Origin of the sequence: Nocardiopsis deserti, from assembly GCF_008638355.1 — a bacterium.
GTDB classification, from domain to species: domain Bacteria; phylum Actinomycetota; class Actinomycetes; order Streptosporangiales; family Streptosporangiaceae; genus Nocardiopsis; species Nocardiopsis alborubida.
Map to the genome: position 1 here is coordinate 274,766 of NZ_VWVS01000013.1, position 16,339 is coordinate 291,104.

Sequence of the window (16,339 nt, forward strand, 5' to 3'; positions counted from 1 at the left end):
AGGGCACGGGGCCGCCATTCCCAACGGAGGCGCTGTGCGCCCGGCCCCGTCACTCCACGAGCCAGCGGGCCGGGACGCCATCGCCGTGGGCCACCTGCCGCCCGACCTCACCCGCGCGCTCTACCGCCACATGAGGACCGCGCGCGACCTGGACACCGAGGCCATCGCCCTCCAGCGCCAGGGCGTCTTCCCCGCCTACGTGTCCGTGCGCGGACAGGAGGCCGCCCAGGTCGCCAGTGCCTCGGCCCTGGACCCCGCACGCGACTTCGTCTTCCCCACCTACCGGGAGATGGCCTCCGCCCTGGCCTACGGGGTGGAGATGGTCGGCTACATGGCCACACACCGCGCCCTGTGGCACGGCGGCCTCTACGACGTCATGGCCTCGCGGTTCGGCGCCGTCAACGCCGTGGTCGGCGGCCCCGTCCCGCACGCGGTCGGCTGGGCCGTGGGCGAGCGGCTGCGCGGCGACGACGGCGTGGCCCTGGCCTACTTCGGCGACGGCGCCAGCTCCGAGGGCGACGTCCACGAGGCCATGAACTTCGCCGGGGTCTTCGGCGCACCCGTGGTCTTCTTCTGCCAGAACAACCAGTGGGCGCTGTCGGTGCCCAACCACCGCCAGGTCGCGGGCGGCTCGGTCAGCGCACGGGCCGAGGGCTACGGCATGCCCGGCGTGCTGGTGGACGGCAACGACGCGGGCGCGGTCCACGAGGCCACCGCCGAGGCCGTCGCCCGCGCCCGCCGCGGCGAGGGGCCCACCCTCATCGAGGCGCTCACCTACCGCGTGGAGCCGCACTCCACCTCCGACGACCCCGGCCGCTACCGCGACGACGCCGAGGCCCAGCGCTGGCGCGAGCGCGACCCCGTCACCCTGCTGCGCCGGGCCCTGCTCGCCGCCGGGCACGCCGACGAGGACGGCCTCGCCCGGGTCGACGCCGAGGCCCGCCGGGAGGCCGAGCGCATCCGCGACGGCGTGGCCGCCGCGCCCGAGCCCGACGGGTCGGAGCTGTTCACCCACGTCTTCCGGGAGACCACCGAGGAGCTGACCCGGCAGCGCCGCACCTGGCAGGAAGAGGTCGAGCTGTGACCGAGCTGATCGAACGCGCCGAGACCGCCGCCGAGGCCCCCGCGGTCGAGCTGTCCATGCAGCAGGCCATCAACCGCGCCCTGCGCGACCTTCTCGCCGAGGACCCCGACGTGCTGGTCTTCGGCGAGGACGTGGGCGCCCTGGGCGGGGTCTTCCGCGTCACCGACGGCCTCCAGAAGGAGTTCGGGGACACGCGTGTCTTCGACACCCCGCTGGCGGAGTCCGCCATCATGGGCATGGCGGTCGGCCTGGCCATGAACGGCTGGCGGCCCGTCCCCGAGCTCCAGTTCGACGGTTTCGCCTACCCCGCGATCGACCAGATCGTCAACCAGGTGGCGCGCATGAACTACCGCACCCGCGGCGCGGCCCCCATGCCGATCACCCTGCGCCTGCCCTCCTTCGGCGGCATCCAGGCGCCCGAGCACCACGGGGAGAGCCTGGAGGCGCTCTTCGCGCACACCCCCGGCCTCAAGGTCGCCGCGCCCTCGGACCCCGCCGACGCCTACAGCCTGCTGCTCCAGTCGGTGCGCTCCGACGACCCCGTCGTCTACATGGAGCCCAAGGCCCGCTACTGGGACCGCAGGCCCGTGCGGCTGCGCGAGCCCAGCGAGCCCATCGGCACCAGCCGCGTCGTGCGCCCCGGCAAGCACGCCACCCTCATCGCCTGGGGTGCCATGGTGCACCGCTGCGTGCAGGTGGCCGAACTGGCCGCCGAGGACGGCGTGGACCTGGAGGTGCTGGACCTGCGCTGGCTCAAGCCCCTGGACGCCGCCGGGATGGCCGCCTCGGTCGCGCGCACCGGACGGGCCGTGGTCGTGCACGAGGCGCCGCTGACCGCCGGGCTCGGCGCGGAGGTGGCCGCCCTGGTCACCGAGCACTGCTTCCGCGACCTGTCCGCCCCCGTCCAGCGCGTCGCCGGGTTCGACGTGCCCTACCCCGCGGGTCCCCTGGAGCCGCAGTACCTGCCGACCATCGACCGCGTCCTGCTCGCGGTGCAACGGACCCTGGAGTACTAGAGCGACCATGGCAGAAGACAACATCACCTTCTCCCTCCCCGACCTGGGCGAGGGACTGGTCGAGGCGACCGTCCTGGAGTGGCAGGTCGCCGTGGGCGAGGAGATCGAGCGCAACGCCCCCCTCGTGGAGGTGGAGACCACCAAGTCCGCGGTGGTCATCCCCTCGCCCCAGGCGGGCCGGATCGTCGAACTGCACGCCGGGGAGGAACAGGTGGTCCCGGTCGGCGCGCCCCTGGTGACCTTCGCGGTCCAGGCCTCCGGCGACGCGCCGCGGGCGGGCATCGTGGGCCGCGTCCCCGAGGAGCAGGCCCGGCCCGCCCGCCGGGTCCGGCTCAGGCCCCCCGCGGACTGACGGCGGCCGGCCGCGGGGTCTTCCGTTCGGAGGAAGACACGAACGGCGGCGCCCTCCGGCGCGCCCTATTCGGAGAAAACTCCGGCCGGACCCCCGCGTTTTTCCTTTCCTTTTCGAGAACATGGTGGGTGGTTTCATGTCCGCGAATCTCACCGACGGTGTGACAATGCGTTATACGGATTTGCGTCCGCGGGGTTCCGGGGACGGGGTTCCCGTACTTCTCCTGCACGGTTTCGGCACCGACTTCGGCATGAATTGGCGGGCCGCCGGGTGGACGCAGGCCCTGGAGGCGGCCGGGCTGCGGGTGATCGGGCCGGATCTGCGCGGTCACGGAAACAGTGACAAACCGACCGACAGCGCTTTCTACCTGCCCGAACACTTCGTCGCCGACCTCGTCTCCATGCTCGACGAGTTGGCGGTGGACAAGGTCGACGTGGTCGGTTACTCCATGGGTTCGCGCCTGGCCTGGGAACTGGCGCTGACCGCCCCCGAACGCGTCAGACGGGTGGTTCTCGGCGGTTTCGGACCGAAAAACGCCTTCGCCGGAACGGACCTGTCCGACCCCGGTTCCGGGGACACGCCCTTCGACCTCGTCTACCGGACGGTGGCCGCCCTGCCCGCCAACGACCCCGCCGCGCTGGCCGCCTGCGCGCGCGGTCAGGCCTCGCGCCCCTTCGCCGCCGAGCCCCCGCTCACCGGGCTTCCGGTACTGGTGGTCTCGGGCGCCCGGGACGCGCTCGCCGAGGGCGCCTCGGCACTGGCCGAACGCTGCGGCGGTACCCACGTGGAGGTCCCCGGGCGCGACCACGCCAACGCCGTCTCATCGAGGCGCTTCCGGCAGGCCGTGCTGGACTTCCTGGCCGACTGACGCCGCCCGGCGGCCCCGCCCCCGACGCCCCGCCCGGAGTTCCGCCGCCCCGGAGCCCTGCTGCCCCGGCGTGGTTGGTCCGGTCTAGACCGGCTGGCCCCGACGTGCCGGTGTGACAACCGGTGAGGGTGGTGAAGCCAAGCGTGGTAATGCCGTGTCGGGGCGGGGAACGGCCCCCGCGCAACACAATCCCGAAACACACCGGACCGCTTCGGGCGCACGCTTGTCGACTTTCGGGTAAGGCCCCGTGTCGCTACGCTCTCGCCTTCATAACAACTCCGCTCGTTGGTTAGATGTACTTTCGGCCACCGGATATCGTCCGGCTTCAGAACTCAGGTCGGTCGCGAGCGAATGCTGGCCGCTGAGAGGGCGTAAGAGGAGTGAGAAGTGAAGCGCAGCAACGCAGTCAGGTTCGCCGCGGTCGCGGCGGCCGGTGTGCTCGCCCTCACCGCGTGTGACAGCGCGGCCGAAGAGGGCGGCGGCGAGGGCGGCGGCGAGGAGTCCGCCTCCGAGCTGCAGGTCGGCCTGGCCTACGACGTCGGCGGTCGCGGTGACCGCTCCTTCAACGACTCGGCCTACCGGGGGCTGGAGCGGGCGGCCGAGGAGCTCGGCGTCGAGACCAACGACTTCGAGCCCAGCGACGGCGAGGCCGAGTCCGCCAAGGAGGACCGCCTGGCCACCATGGCCGAGGAGGGCTACGACGTCGTCATCGCCGTCGGGTTCGCCTACGACGGCGCCGTGCGCGCGGTCGCGCCGGAGTACCCGGACGTCCACTTCGCCATCGTGGACTCCGAGATCGCCGACATCGACAACGTCACCAGCCTGGTCTTCGCCGAGGAGCAGGCCTCCTTCCTGGCCGGTGCCGCCGCGGCGCTGACCACCGAGGAGGACCACGTCGGCTTCGTCGGCGGCGTCGAGACCCCGCTGATCCACAAGTTCGAGGCCGGTTACGCCGCGGGCGTGGAGCACGTCAACGAGGACATCACCGTCGAGGTCGACTACCTGAGCCAGCCGCCGGACTTCAGCGGCTTCAGCGACCCCGCCAAGGGCCGTGAGACCGCGCAGGCCCAGTACGACCGCGGCGCGGACGTCATCTACCACGCCGCCGGCGCGTCGGGCAACGGCATCCTGGAGTCGGCCGTGGCCAACGACTTCACCTTCATCGGCGTCGACAGCGACCAGTACGAGAACGCCGCCGAGGACCAGAAGCCGCACGTGCTCACCTCCGCCATCAAGCAGGTGGACGTGGCCGTGTTCGAGCTGATCTCCGCCGCCACCGAGGGAGAGGTTGAGGGCGGCGTCCAGCGCTTCGAGCTGGCCGACGGCGGTGTGGACTACACGCTCTCCAACGAGGAGGCGATCAGCCCCATCCAGGAGCAGCTGGACGAGATCAAGCAGCAGATCATCGACGGCGAGATCGAGGTCCCGACCGAGCCGTAGACCGTGTTCCCTTGGACCTTCGCTTCGCTTCGGTCCGTGTTCGAACGCCCCAGGAGCGGGAACCTCCGGAGCCTGCGGTGAGACGGCTCGTTCCCCGCAGTCTCACCTCCAGAGCCCCGCGGGCGCCCGAACCGAACTCCAGAGCCCGGTCCAAGAACACACCGTCGCCGCGGGCACGGCCCGCGGTCACCGCATCCACGGGCGGCACCGACCGGGGTCGATCCCCGGTCGGTGCCGCCCCGGCTGCCGTTCCGCGACGGTGGCGCCCGGCAGCGGCCGCGACCCGGCCCTTCGGCCCGCGCCACGCCGCAAGTTCAGAGGAGACAGATGAGCAGCACGCCATCGGGCGAGGGGGCACTGGCGCCCCCCGCCGTTGAGCTGCGCGGGATCACCAAGCGTTTTCCCGGCGTCGTGGCCAACCACGACATCGACATCACCGTGGCTCCCGGTACCGTGCACGCCATCGTCGGCGAGAACGGTGCGGGCAAGTCCACGCTGATGAAGACCCTGTACGGCATGCACCGGCCGGACGAGGGGCAGATCCGCGTCCAGGGCCGCGAGGTGCGCTTCGGCTCGCCCTCCGACGCCATCCGCAACGGCATCGGCATGGTGCACCAGCACTTCATGCTCGCCGACAACCTCACCGTGCTGGAGAACGTGGTCCTGGGCGCCGAGCGCCGCCACGGCATCGGCAACCGCGCCCGCGCCCGCATCCGGGAGCTGTCCGCCCAGTACGGCCTCGGGGTCGACCCCGACCGCCTCATGGAGGAACTGGGCGTGGGCGACCGCCAGCGCGTGGAGATCCTCAAGGTCCTCTACCGCGGCGCGCGGACCATCATCCTCGACGAGCCCACCGCCGTCCTGGTCCCGCAGGAGGTCGACGAGCTCTTCGACAACCTGCGCGAGCTCAAGCGCGAGGGCCTCACCGTCATCTTCATCTCCCACAAGCTGGACGAGGTGCTCTCCGTCGCCGACGAGATCACCGTGATCCGCCGCGGCACCACCGTGGCCACCGCGGACCCGGGCACCACCACCGCCCGGGACCTGGCCACGCTCATGGTCGGCGGCGAGCTGCCCGTGCCCGAGCTGCGCGAGTCCACCGTCACCGACCACGTCGTGCTGTCCCTGGACGGCGTGACCGTGCACTCCGCCGACGGCCGCGCCGTCGTGGACGGCGTGACCGTGGACATCCGCCGGGGTGAGATCGTCGGCATCGCCGGTGTCGAGGGCAACGGCCAGTCCGAGCTGATCGAGGCCATCATGGGCATGCGCCCGCTGGCCGCCGGGCGCATCCGCCTGGAGGAGCGGGACATCACCGGCTGGTCCACCCTGAGGATCCGCGAGGCGGGCGTCGGCTACATCCCCGAGGACCGCCACCGGCACGGCGTGCTGCTGGAGTCCCCCCTGTGGGAGAACCGCATCCTCGGCCACCAGACCAAGGAGCCCAGCGTCCGCGGCCCCTGGATCAACCGGACCGGCGCGCGCGCCGACTCCGAGCGCATCGTCGCCGAGTACGACGTGCGCACCCCGGGCATCGACGTCATCGCCGACGCCCTGTCCGGCGGCAACCAGCAGAAGTTCATCATCGGCCGGGAGATGAGCGGCTCCCCGCGCTTCCTGGTCGCCGCCCACCCCACCCGGGGCGTGGACGTGGGCGCCCAGGCGGCCATCTGGGAGCAGCTGCGCGACGCCCGGGCCGCGGGCCTGGCCGTGCTGCTGGTCTCCGCCGACCTGGACGAGCTGATCGGCATGTCCGACACCCTCCACGTCATCCTGCGAGGCCGACTGGTCGCGCAGGCCGACCCGACCACCGTCACACCCGAACAGCTGGGCTCGGCCATGACCGGCGCCGGACTGCACCGGGCCGACCAGAGCACGGAAGGCGACAGCGGTGCCGACCGACACGGAAGCGAGGGCGGCGCATGAGTAAGCTCCCCCGTCCCGCGAGGACCCTGCCCGCGCCCGCGGCGCTGGGCGTCGCGACCGCCCTGGGCGTGGTGCTCACCGTCGCCCTGGACACAGCGCTGCTGTGGTGGGCCGCGCTGGTCATCGGCGTCGGCGCGGCCTTCGCCCTCGCGGCCTGGTCCGGGCCCATGGTGCCGCGCGGGCGCCGGGCGGGCGCCGACGGCGCCCGCGAGGAGGGCACGGCCCTGCACAACACGCTGGTGGTGCCCACCGCCCTCGTGCTTTCGGTGGCCGCCGGTCTGCTGACCGCGTGGTTCCTGGACCTGTCCCTGATCGAGCCGGTGGCCGCCGCGCTGGGCGCGCTGGTCGGCTCCGCCGCGGCCTTCCTGCTGTTCCACCGGCTGTCGGCCATGCTGGCGCTGTCCTTCGCCGCGGTCCTGGCCGCCGGGGTCATCGCGACCGGGGTCACCGCGGCCGTGCTGTTCTTCAGCGGCATCCCGCCGCTGGCCACGTTCGACCGGATGCTGGAGTACGGCACCCGGCCCAACAGCCTGGTGCGCATCATCAACGACGGCACCACGTACTACCTAGCCGCCGTCGCGGTGGCGATCGGCTTCAAGATGAAGCTGTTCAACATCGGCGTGGACGGCCAGTACCGGCTCGCCGCGCTGTTGTCGGCCGCCGTGGGCGGCTACCTCGTGCTGCCGCCGGTGCTCAGCCAGATCGTCATCGTCATCACGGCCGTGGCCGTGGGCGGCGTGTGGGCGGGCATCGCCGGGTACCTCAAGGTGACCCGCGGCGTGTCCGAGGTGATCTCCACGATCATGCTCAACTCCATCGCCACGGGCATCACCGCCTACCTGCTCAGCACCGACCGCCTCGCGGTGGAGATCAGCACCAACAACATCGGCACCCCGCCGATGTCCGAGTCCTCCTGGGTGCCCGGCATCCCGGCGGGCTTCCTCGGCTCGTCCGAGCCGATCTTCGGGTTCGTGTTCCTGGCCGTGGCCGTCGGCATCGGCTACTGGGTGATGCTCAACCGCACCCGCTTCGGCTTCGAGCTGCGGGCCACCGGCCAGTCGCAGACGGCGGCCGAGGCCAGCGGCGTGAACGTCAAGAAGATGGTGTTCCTGTCCATGCTCTTCTCGGGCATGGTCGCCGGTCTGGTGGGCCTGCCCCAGCTGCTGGGCAGCTCGCACCACTACGCCCTGGACTTCCCGACCGGCATCGGCTTCATCGGCATCGCCATCGCGCTGCTGGGCCGCAACCACCCCGTGGGCATCGTCTTCGCCGCCCTGTTCTGGGCCTTCCTGAACCAGGCGTCGGGCATCCTGCCCTTCGACGGCATCCCGCAGGAGATCGCGGTCATCTCGCAGGCCACCATCGTCCTCACCGTGGTCGTGGTCTACGAGGTCGTGCACCGCTGGGGCCGCCGCCACCAGCAGCAGCAGATCGGCAGGCAGCTCGGCACGACCGCCGAGTCGCCCGCACAGGAGAAGGTGAAGGTGTCCGCGGACGAGGCGTACCCGGCCCCCGCGGACGGGTCCACCACCGAGGGCACCGCACCCGAGTCCGAGGACAGGCGCGGAGGGGAGGCCAAGTGAGCCAGGAGATCAACGTGATGGAGCCGGTGGCCAGGCCCGCCGCCCGGCCCCGGGGATGGGCGCGCTGGCGCCTCCTCACCCTGTTCGGCGCGGTGCTGGTGTCCCTGGCGGGCCTGCGGGTCATCACCGGGCACGACATGCTCACCGACGCGGGCACCATCAGCACCACCATCACCTTCGCGGTGCCCATCGGGCTGGCCGCGCTGGGCGGTCTGTGGGCCGAACGCGCGGGCATCATCAACATCGGCCTCGAAGGCATGATGATCCTGGGCACCTGGTTCGGCGCCTACTTCGCCTGGTCCACGGGCAACCCGTGGATCGGGCTGCTGGCGGGCGTGCTCGCCGGTATGGCGGGCGGGCTCCTGCACGCCGTGGCCACGGTGACCTTCGCGGTGGACCACATCGTCTCCGGCGTGGCGATCAACATCCTCATGCTCGGCGCGATGCGCTACCTGTCGATCCTGGTCTACTCCGACGTGCAGGGCGCGGGCGCGGCCCAGTCGCCCCCGGCGCCCTCGTTCCCGGTGTGGGACCTGCCCCTCGTGGACCGGGTGCTCGGGCCGGTCGCCGACAGCGGGACCTTCCTGGTCGCCGACCTGGCCTCGCTGGTGGTCGGCGCGACCACGAGCATGCCCGCGCTGACGGTCGTGGCGATCCTGATGATCCCGCTGACCTACCTGGTGCTGTGGCGGACCACGTTCGGCCTGAGGCTGCGCTCGGTGGGCGAGAACCCCGACGCCGCCGAGTCCCTGGGCGTGCCGGTGTACAGCCTCAAGTACGTCGCGGTGATCGTCTCCGGCGGCCTGGCGGGCATGGGCGGCGTGTTCCTGTCCGTGGTCGCCTCGCAGATCTACCAGGAGGGCCAGACGGGCGGGCGCGGCTACATCGGCCTGGCCGCGATGATCTTCGGCAACTGGCGTCCGGGCGGCCTGGCCATGGGCGCGGGCCTGTTCGGCTACACCGACGCCCTCCAGGTGCGCGGCGGCGGCGAGGCGGTCCACGCCCTGCTGCTGCTCCTGGCCGTGGCGCTGCTGGGCGTGGCCCTGTGGCAGGTGCGCCGGGACCGCAAGGGCCTGGCCGCCTTCGGCGCGCTCGTGGCGGTGCTGCTGTTCGCGTGGTACTTCTCCACCGACTCGCTGCCGCGCGAGCTGGCCACCTACAGCCCGCACATCGCCACCCTGCTGGTGCTCTCACTGGCCTCGCAGCGGCTCCGGCCACCGGCCGGGGTCGGCAAGCAGTGGAGGGCGAGCCGGTCATGACGAACGCACCCCTGGACCCGGCGAGCGTGGACTGGGAGGCCCTGCGGGCCGCCGCCCGCGAGGCCATGGGCCGCGCCTACGCGCCCTACTCCCGCTATCCGGTGGGCGCGGCGGCGCTGGTCGACGACGGCCGTACCGTCAGCGGCTGCAACGTGGAGAACGCCTCCTACGGGCTCGGCCTGTGCGCCGAGTGCGGCCTGGTCAGCGCCCTGCACGCCTCCGGCGGGGGCCGTCTGACGGCCTTCAGCTGCGTGGACGGGCGGGGCGAGCTGCTCATGCCGTGCGGGCGCTGCCGCCAGCTGTTGTTCGAACACGGCGGGCCGCAGCTGCTCGTGGACACCCCCGAGGGAGTCTGGACCATGGACCGGGTGCTGCCGCAGGCCTTCGGCCCGCACAGCCTCGCGTGACCGTGCTTTCCCGCCAGTTCCGCCTCCCCGGACGCCGCCCGCGCGGTGGCGTCCGGGGAGGCCCTTCTTCTTCCGGTCGAGAGGAGATGACATGGACGTCATCGAGATCATCCGAGCCAAGCGCGACGGGGGAGAGCTGACCCCCGGCCAGATCGACTGGGTGATCGACGCCTACACCCGCGGCGAGGTGGCCGAGGAGCAGATGTCGGCGCTGGCCATGGCGATCTTCCTGCGCGGGATGAACCGGACCGAGGTGAGCCGCTGGACCGAGGCGATGCTGGCCTCGGGGGAGCGCCTGGACTTCTCCGACCTGTCGCGGCCCACCACCGACAAGCACTCCACGGGAGGGGTGGGCGACAAGATCACCCTGCCGCTCACGCCCACCGTCGCGGCCTGCGGGGCGGCCGTGCCGCAGCTGTCCGGGCGCGGGCTCGGGCACACCGGCGGGACCCTGGACAAGCTGGAGTCCATCCCCGGGTGGCGGGCCTCGCTGTCCACCGACGAGATGCGGGAGGTGCTGGACTCCACGGGCGGGGTGATCTGCGCGGCCGGGTCCGGACTGGCCCCGGCCGACCGCAAGCTCTACGCGCTGCGCGACGTGACCGGCACCGTCGAGTCGATCCCGCTGATCGCCGCGTCCATCATGAGCAAGAAGCTCGCCGAGGGCACCGGCGCGCTGGTCCTGGACGTCAAGGTGGGGTCGGGGGCGTTCATGAAGGACGCCGACTCCGCGCGCGAGCTGGCCCGCACGATGGTCGACATCGGAAACGACCACGGGGTGCGCACGGTCGCGCTGCTCACCGACATGGCGGTTCCGCTGGGCAGGCAGGTGGGCAACGCCCTGGAGGTGGCCGAGTCCGTGGAGGTGCTGTCGGGAGGCGGACCCGCGGACGTGGTGGAGCTGACCGTGGCCCTGGCCCGGGAGATGCTGGCCGCGGCCGGGCTCGTCCCGGGTGAGGGCGGGGTCAAGGACCCGGCCGAGGCGCTGCGGGACGGCAGCGCGCTGGAGTCGTGGAAGCGGCTCGTGCGGGCCCAGGGCGGGGACCCGGACGCGCCGCTGCCGGTGGCCTCCGAGCGCCGGGTGGTGCTCGCTCCAGCCTCGGGGACGGTGACCCGGCTGGACGCCTACCAGGTGGGGCTGGCCGCGTGGCGGCTGGGCGCGGGCCGGGCGCGCAAGGAGGACGCGGTGTCGTTCGGGGCGGGGGTGACCCTGCACGCCAAGCCGGGGGAGTCCGTGCAGGCCGGGGAGCCGCTGTTCACGCTGCACGCGGACGAGGCGGAGCGGTTCGAGCGGGCGGCCGAGGCGCTGGAGGGCGCCTTCGACATCGAGCCGGAGGGCGGGGCGGGCCACGAGGCCCGGCCGCTGGTGATCGACCGGATCGCCTGACCCCCGAATGTCTGTCGTCGCATGGCCGTGGGGGGGGGGCCCCGCCCCCCGCCCCCCCCCCCCCCCGGGGGGGGGGGGGCCCCCCCCCCCGGGGGGGCACGTGGGGGCCCGCCGGGGGGGTGGGTGCCGCCGGGCCCGCCCCCCCCCCGGGGGGGGGGGGCGGGGGGGGGGGGGGGGGGGCCCCCCCCCCCGGGGCCCCCCCCCCGCGGCTGGACGGGGCTCCCCTCGGCCCCGGGCGGATCAGTTCGGCATCGGCATGGGCTGGGGCGCGCTGCCCGCGGGCATCATGACGTAGGACACGATCGCCAGGAGCACCAACAGCAGGCTCACGATCAGCACTGCTGTGGCCGTCCACCGCGCCCAGGGCCGGGTTCTGAAACCCGCCAGTGCCAGCGCGAGTCCCGCCAGGATCGCCGTCAGCGCGGCCAGTCCGCCGCCGATGAGCAGTTGGACGGAGAACTGCGACACCTGGTCCACGGGTACCGGCTGGTTCCCGATGAGCACCACGGTGGTGAAGAGCTGGACCAGCTGGCTCGAAAGCACCGTCAGGGCGAGCAGGAACAGCGCGGTCAGGGCGAAGGTCTCCGCCCCCAGAGGACCGCTGGGCCGGTCGGTGCGCGCCGGGGCGGCCACTCCGGAGTCCGGCTCCAGCAGGGGCTCCTCCACCATGGCTGGCTCCTCCGCGGGCACCCCGGTCCCGGTGACCGGGTCGGCGCCGGGCTCCGGCTCACGGCCGGGGTCCCGTGCGGGCCCACGGGTGGGATCGGTCGGGTCGTTGCCTTCCGCTGATGTACTCACGCGGTCAACGTACCCGCCGAAGTGCCAAGGGAGTTTCTACAAAACCCCCGTTCAGGCCCCGGATGGCAGAGTGATGAAGGTCAGCACCGAGACCACGACCAGCAGCGTGCCCACGATCACGGCCGCGGCGGCGCCCCAGCGGCTCCACGCCCGCGTGCCCGCGTTGCTCCGCAGCAGCGCCAGGGCCCCGGCGAGCACGGTCAGCGCGCTCAGCCCGCCCGCGACCATCACCTCGGCCGCGAGCGCGCTCGCCTCCCCGGCGTTGGTGTCGGTGGGGACCCGGCCCACGAAGAAGAAGCCGAAGAGCTCGAAGAGCCGGGTGTTCAGCGCGGTGAGGGCGAACAGCATCAGGGCGATGACGCTGAAGGTCTCGGCGGCGAACAGGCCGCCGGGGGAGCGGACCGGCGGCGCGCCCGCGATGAAGGCGCCGCTGGCGTCGGTCTCCTGACGCGTCTCCGGAGCCCCGGCCTCCCCGCGCGTTCCGACGGCACCGGCGGTCCCGGTGGTTGCGGCCTCCGGGGCGTTCTCCGCCGACGCCTCCGCTGCTGGCGCCGTCTCCGTCGCCTCCGCTGCCTCCGCCGTCCCCTCGGGGGAGGCGGCGTCGTCGGCGGGGTTGGTGTCTTCTCGCGAGGTGTTCACGGCGCCAAACTACCGCGCGCCTCCCCCTTCTCCGAGAGGGAGTAACGCACGCTCCGTGGCCGGTTTCGGCCATACGAGGGCCGCTCGTCCATGTCCACCCGGCCCGGTCCGCCCGACCGGGAAAAACAATCACACGCGCTTGTTTTTTGGTGTGGTCGGTGTCACCCTCATGTCCATGACCGCTACCCCGGCGCCCCCTCTGTTGGTCGCGAACGCCTCCGGCTTCTACGGAGACCGCTTCGCCGCCTTCCACGAGATGCTCACCGAGGGGCGCGTGGACGTCCTCACCGGCGACTACCTGGCCGAGCTCACCATGGCCATCCTCGGCCGCGACCAGCTCGGCGACCCCGGCCGCGGCTACGCCCGGACCTTCCTGCGCCAGATGCGCGACACCCTGGCGCTGGTCATGGAACGCGGCACCCGGGTGGTCACCAACGCGGGCGGCCTCAACCCGCGCGGCCTCGCCGACCGGCTCACCGAACTCGCCGACGGGCTCGGCCTCCCAACCCGCATCGCCTGCGTCACCGGCGACGACCTCATCGACCGCGCCGAGGAACTCGAACTGGGCTCCCCCCTGACAGCCAACGCCTACCTGGGCGCCTTCGGGATCGCCGCCTGCCTGGACGCGGGCGCCGACATCGTCGTCACCGGCCGCGTCACCGACGCCTCCCTGACCGTGGGTCCGGCCGCCGCCCACTTCGGCTGGACGCCCGGGGACCTGGACGCCTTGGCCGGGGCCACCGTGGCCGGGCACGTCATCGAGTGCGGCACCCAGGCCACCGGCGGCAACTACGCCCTGGCCGACGAACTCCTGAGCGAGGGACACGACCTGGACCGGCCCGGCTTCCCCCTCGCCGAGATCCACGCCGACGGCAGCGCGGTCATCACCAAGCACCCCGGCAGCGGCGGCGCCGTCACCACCGGGACCGTCACCGCCCAGCTCGTCTACGAGGTCGCCGGGCCCCGCTACCCCGGCCCCGACGTCACCGCCCGCCTGGACACCGTGCGCCTCACCCGGCAGGGGCCCGACCGCGTCCTGCTCAGCGGCACCCGCGGCGAGGAGCCGCCCCCCGACCTCAGGATCGGCCTGACCAGCCTCACCGGCTTTCGCAACGAGGTCGAGTTCCTGGTCACCGGCCTGGACGCCGAGGCCAAGGCCGCCCGCGCCGAACGCCAGATGCGCGCCGCCCTCGCCGACCGGACACCGGACGACCTGAGCTTCACCCTCGTGCCCGCCCAGGACCCCCACGGCGACACCCAGGACGCGGCCACCGCCCGTCTGCGCGTGGTCGCCCGCGACCACGACCCCGCGGTCGTGGGCCGCTCCTTCGGCGCCGCCGCCGTGGAACTGGCCCTGGGCAGCTACGCCGGGTTCCACCTCACCGCGCCGCCGCGTGACGCCCGCCCCGACGGGGTCGCCGCCACGCACGCGCTCGTACCCGCCTCCGAGGTCGCGCACACCGCGATCCTGCCCGACGGCGCGCGGGTGCCCGTCGCGCCCGCGCCCCGCACCCGAGCCCTGACCGGGGTTCCCGAACCCCCGCTGCCCGAACCCCTGCCCGAGGGCCCCGTACGCCCGGTCCCGCTCGGCCTGGTCCTGGGCGCGCGCAGCGGCGACAAGGGCGCGGACGCCAACCTGGGCGTGTGGGTGCGCGGCGAGACGGCCTGGCGGTGGCTGGCCACCACCCTGACCGCCGACCTGCTGCGCGAACTCCTGCCCGAGACCGCGGGGCTGCGCGTCACCCGGCATCTGCTGCCCAACCTGTACGCCGCCAACTTCTGGATCGAGGGCCTGCTCGCCCCGGGCACCGCTCGCCGCGAGGGCGAGGACCCGCAGGCCAAGGGGCTGGGCGAGTGGCTGCGGGCCCGGCGCGTTCCCGTGCCCGAGGCCGTGCTGGCGGAGGTGGGCCAGCCGTGAGAGTGCCGGGAACCGGGCGCGCCCCCGCCCCTGAACTCCTGCTGGCGGGGGTGAAGCAGCCGTGAGCGTACTGAGGACCAGGCTCGACACCGCCTCGCCCGCCTTCGCCGAGGCCCGCGAGGCGATGCTCGCCAAGCTCGCCGAGATCGACGCCGAGCACGCCAAGGCCCTGGCCGGGGGAGGACAGCGCTACGTGGAGCGCCACCGCGCCCGGGGCGGCCTGCTGGCCCGCGAGCGGATCGAACTCCTCCTGGACGAGGGCAGCCCCTTCCTGGAGCTGTCCCCGCTCGCCGCCTGGGGCAGCGACTTCCACGTCGGCGCCAGCCTCGTCACCGGTGTGGGAACGGTCTCCGGCGTGCAGTGCGTGCTGGTGGCCAACGACCCCACCGTCCGCGGCGGCTCCAGCAACCCGTGGACCCTGAGGAAGACCACCCGGGCCGCCGAGATCGCCGAGCGCAACCGGATGCCTCTGGTCAGCCTGGTGGAGTCCGGTGGCGCCGACCTGCCCACCCAGAAGGAGATCTTCGTCCCGGGCGGCCGGACCTTCCGCGACCTGACCCGCCTGTCCGCCGCGGGGATTCCCACCGTCGCGCTGGTCTTCGGCAACTCCACCGCAGGAGGCGCCTACATCCCCGGCATGAGCGACCACGTGGTCATGGTGCGCGAGCGCTCCAAGGTGTTCCTGGGCGGGCCGCCGCTGGTGCGGGCCGCCACGGGCGAGGAGAGCGACGACGAGTCGCTGGGCGGGGCCCGCATGCACGCCGAGGTCTCCGGCCTGGCCGACCACCTGGCCGAGGACGAGCGCGACGCGATCCGTGTCGGACGGCGGATCGTGGCCCGCCTGGGTTACCGGAAGGCGGGACCCGCCCCGCGCGCGGCGGCCCCCGAACCCCTGTACCCGGCCGAGGACCTGCTCGGGATCATGCCGCCCGACCTGCGCGTGCCCGTGGACCCGCGCGAGATCATCGCCCGCCTCGTGGACGGCTCGGTGTTCGACGAGTTCAAGCCCTCCTACGGCGCTGGCCTGGTCACCGGCTGGGCCGACCTGCACGGCTACCCCGTCGGTGTGCTCGCCAACGACCACGGCGTGCTCTTCAGCGCCGAGGCCCAGAAGGCCGCCCAGTTCATCCAGCTCGCCAACCGCGCGGACACACCGCTGGTGTTCCTGCACAACACCACCGGCTACATGGTCGGCCGCGAGTACGAACAGGGCGGCATCATCAAGCACGGCTCGATGATGATCAACGCCGTCTCCAACAGCACCGTCCCCCACTTCTCGGTGCTGGTGGGCGCCTCCTACGGCGCGGGCCACTACGGGATGTGCGGGCGGGCCTACGACCCGCGCTTCCTGTTCGCCTGGCCCAGCGCCCGCTCCGCCGTCATGGGCCCCCGCCAGCTCGCGGAGGTGCTGTCCACCGTCGCCCGCCAGTCCGCGGCGAGGAAGGGAGAGCCCTACGACGATGTCCAGGACGCCGCCGTGCGGGAGATGGTGGAGAACCAGATCGAGGCCGAGTCGCTGCCCCTGTTCCTGTCCGGGCGGGTCTACGACGACGGCGTCATCGACCCCCGCGACACCCGCACCGTCCTGGGCCTGTGCCTGTCCTACGCACACAACGCCCCCGTCCGGGGCACCGACCGCTTCGGCGTCTTCCGGATGTGAGG

The 16,339-nt window shown here is 73.0% G+C and carries 14 protein-coding genes; 12 read left to right on the forward strand and 2 right to left on the reverse strand.

Features of this window, described 5'->3' with window-relative positions:
• Positions 1 to 85 precede the first annotated feature (85 nt).
• From FYW99_RS18070 to FYW99_RS18115, 10 genes are all read left to right on the forward strand, one after another.
• Complete coding sequence (locus FYW99_RS18070) at positions 86 to 1,084, forward strand: thiamine pyrophosphate-dependent dehydrogenase E1 component subunit alpha (RefSeq protein WP_150253290.1); 999 nt, start codon at positions 86 to 88, stop codon at positions 1,082 to 1,084.
• Entirely contained in the window at positions 1,081 to 2,100 is a 1,020-nt protein-coding gene (locus FYW99_RS18075; protein WP_150253182.1) for an alpha-ketoacid dehydrogenase subunit beta, read from the forward strand. The genes FYW99_RS18070 and FYW99_RS18075 overlap by 4 nt, the downstream gene beginning before the upstream one ends.
• Before the next feature lie 7 nt (positions 2,101 to 2,107).
• The gene (locus FYW99_RS18080) at positions 2,108 to 2,452 is read left to right on the forward strand and encodes a biotin/lipoyl-containing protein (protein WP_150253183.1); all 345 of its coding nucleotides are present in this window, start codon (positions 2,108 to 2,110) and stop codon (positions 2,450 to 2,452) included.
• Positions 2,453 to 2,618: 166 nt separating this feature from the next.
• Positions 2,619 to 3,320, forward strand: a complete 702-nt coding sequence (locus tag FYW99_RS18085; protein WP_150253184.1) for an alpha/beta fold hydrolase — start codon at positions 2,619 to 2,621, stop codon at positions 3,318 to 3,320.
• Positions 3,321 to 3,707: 387 nt separating this feature from the next.
• A complete protein-coding gene (locus FYW99_RS18090) occupies positions 3,708 to 4,760 on the forward strand; it encodes a BMP family lipoprotein (protein ID WP_150253185.1) in 1,053 nt (350 codons plus the stop codon).
• Between the two features lie 327 nt (positions 4,761 to 5,087).
• Positions 5,088 to 6,686, forward strand: coding sequence for an ABC transporter ATP-binding protein (locus tag FYW99_RS18095; RefSeq protein WP_150253186.1), 1,599 nt, complete (start codon positions 5,088 to 5,090; stop codon positions 6,684 to 6,686).
• Entirely contained in the window at positions 6,683 to 8,269 is a 1,587-nt protein-coding gene (locus FYW99_RS18100) for an ABC transporter permease (RefSeq protein WP_150253187.1), read from the forward strand. Before FYW99_RS18095 ends, FYW99_RS18100 begins: the two co-directional genes overlap by 4 nt.
• Complete coding sequence (locus FYW99_RS18105; protein WP_150253188.1) at positions 8,266 to 9,528, forward strand: ABC transporter permease; 1,263 nt, start codon at positions 8,266 to 8,268, stop codon at positions 9,526 to 9,528. Before FYW99_RS18100 ends, FYW99_RS18105 begins: the two co-directional genes overlap by 4 nt.
• Entirely contained in the window at positions 9,507 to 9,935 is a 429-nt protein-coding gene (locus FYW99_RS18110) for a cytidine deaminase (RefSeq protein WP_150253189.1), read from the forward strand. The genes FYW99_RS18105 and FYW99_RS18110 overlap by 22 nt, the downstream gene beginning before the upstream one ends.
• Positions 9,936 to 10,026: 91 nt before the next feature.
• Positions 10,027 to 11,322, forward strand: coding sequence for a thymidine phosphorylase (locus tag FYW99_RS18115; protein WP_150253190.1), 1,296 nt, complete (start codon positions 10,027 to 10,029; stop codon positions 11,320 to 11,322).
• A 240-nt stretch (positions 11,323 to 11,562) separates the two neighbouring features.
• Here FYW99_RS18115 and FYW99_RS18120 read toward each other — a convergent pair whose 3' ends face one another.
• Entirely contained in the window at positions 11,563 to 12,120 is a 558-nt protein-coding gene (locus tag FYW99_RS18120) for a hypothetical protein (protein ID WP_223839172.1), read from the reverse strand.
• Positions 12,121 to 12,171: 51 nt separating this feature from the next.
• Entirely contained in the window at positions 12,172 to 12,759 is a 588-nt protein-coding gene (locus tag FYW99_RS18125) for a hypothetical protein (RefSeq protein WP_150253191.1), read from the reverse strand.
• Between the two features lie 151 nt (positions 12,760 to 12,910).
• On the opposite strand from FYW99_RS18125, the gene FYW99_RS18130 reads away from it, so the two are divergent.
• Positions 12,911 to 14,677 (forward strand): acyclic terpene utilization AtuA family protein, encoded by a 1,767-nt coding sequence (locus FYW99_RS18130; RefSeq protein ID WP_150253192.1) that lies wholly within the window; start codon positions 12,911 to 12,913, stop codon positions 14,675 to 14,677.
• Positions 14,678 to 14,738: 61 nt separating this feature from the next.
• Positions 14,739 to 16,337 carry an acyl-CoA carboxylase subunit beta gene (locus FYW99_RS18135; RefSeq protein WP_150253193.1) on the forward strand — a complete coding sequence of 533 codons (1,599 nt, stop codon included), beginning with the start codon at positions 14,739 to 14,741 and terminating at the stop codon, positions 16,335 to 16,337.
• Positions 16,338 to 16,339 lie beyond the last annotated feature (2 nt).

Bases quoted from the DNA above. Each gene is read 5' to 3' on its own strand.
- FYW99_RS18080 (WP_150253183.1), top strand. From the start codon at position 2,108: ATGGCAGAAGACAACATCACCTTCTCCCTCCCCGACCTGGGCGAGGGA.
- FYW99_RS18085 (WP_150253184.1), top strand. From the start codon at position 2,619: ATGCGTTATACGGATTTGCGTCCGCGGGGTTCCGGGGACGGGGTTCCC.
- FYW99_RS18095 (WP_150253186.1), top strand. From the start codon at position 5,088: ATGAGCAGCACGCCATCGGGCGAGGGGGCACTGGCGCCCCCCGCCGTT.
- FYW99_RS18100 (WP_150253187.1), top strand. From the start codon at position 6,683: ATGAGTAAGCTCCCCCGTCCCGCGAGGACCCTGCCCGCGCCCGCGGCG.
- FYW99_RS18115 (WP_150253190.1), top strand. From the start codon at position 10,027: ATGGACGTCATCGAGATCATCCGAGCCAAGCGCGACGGGGGAGAGCTG.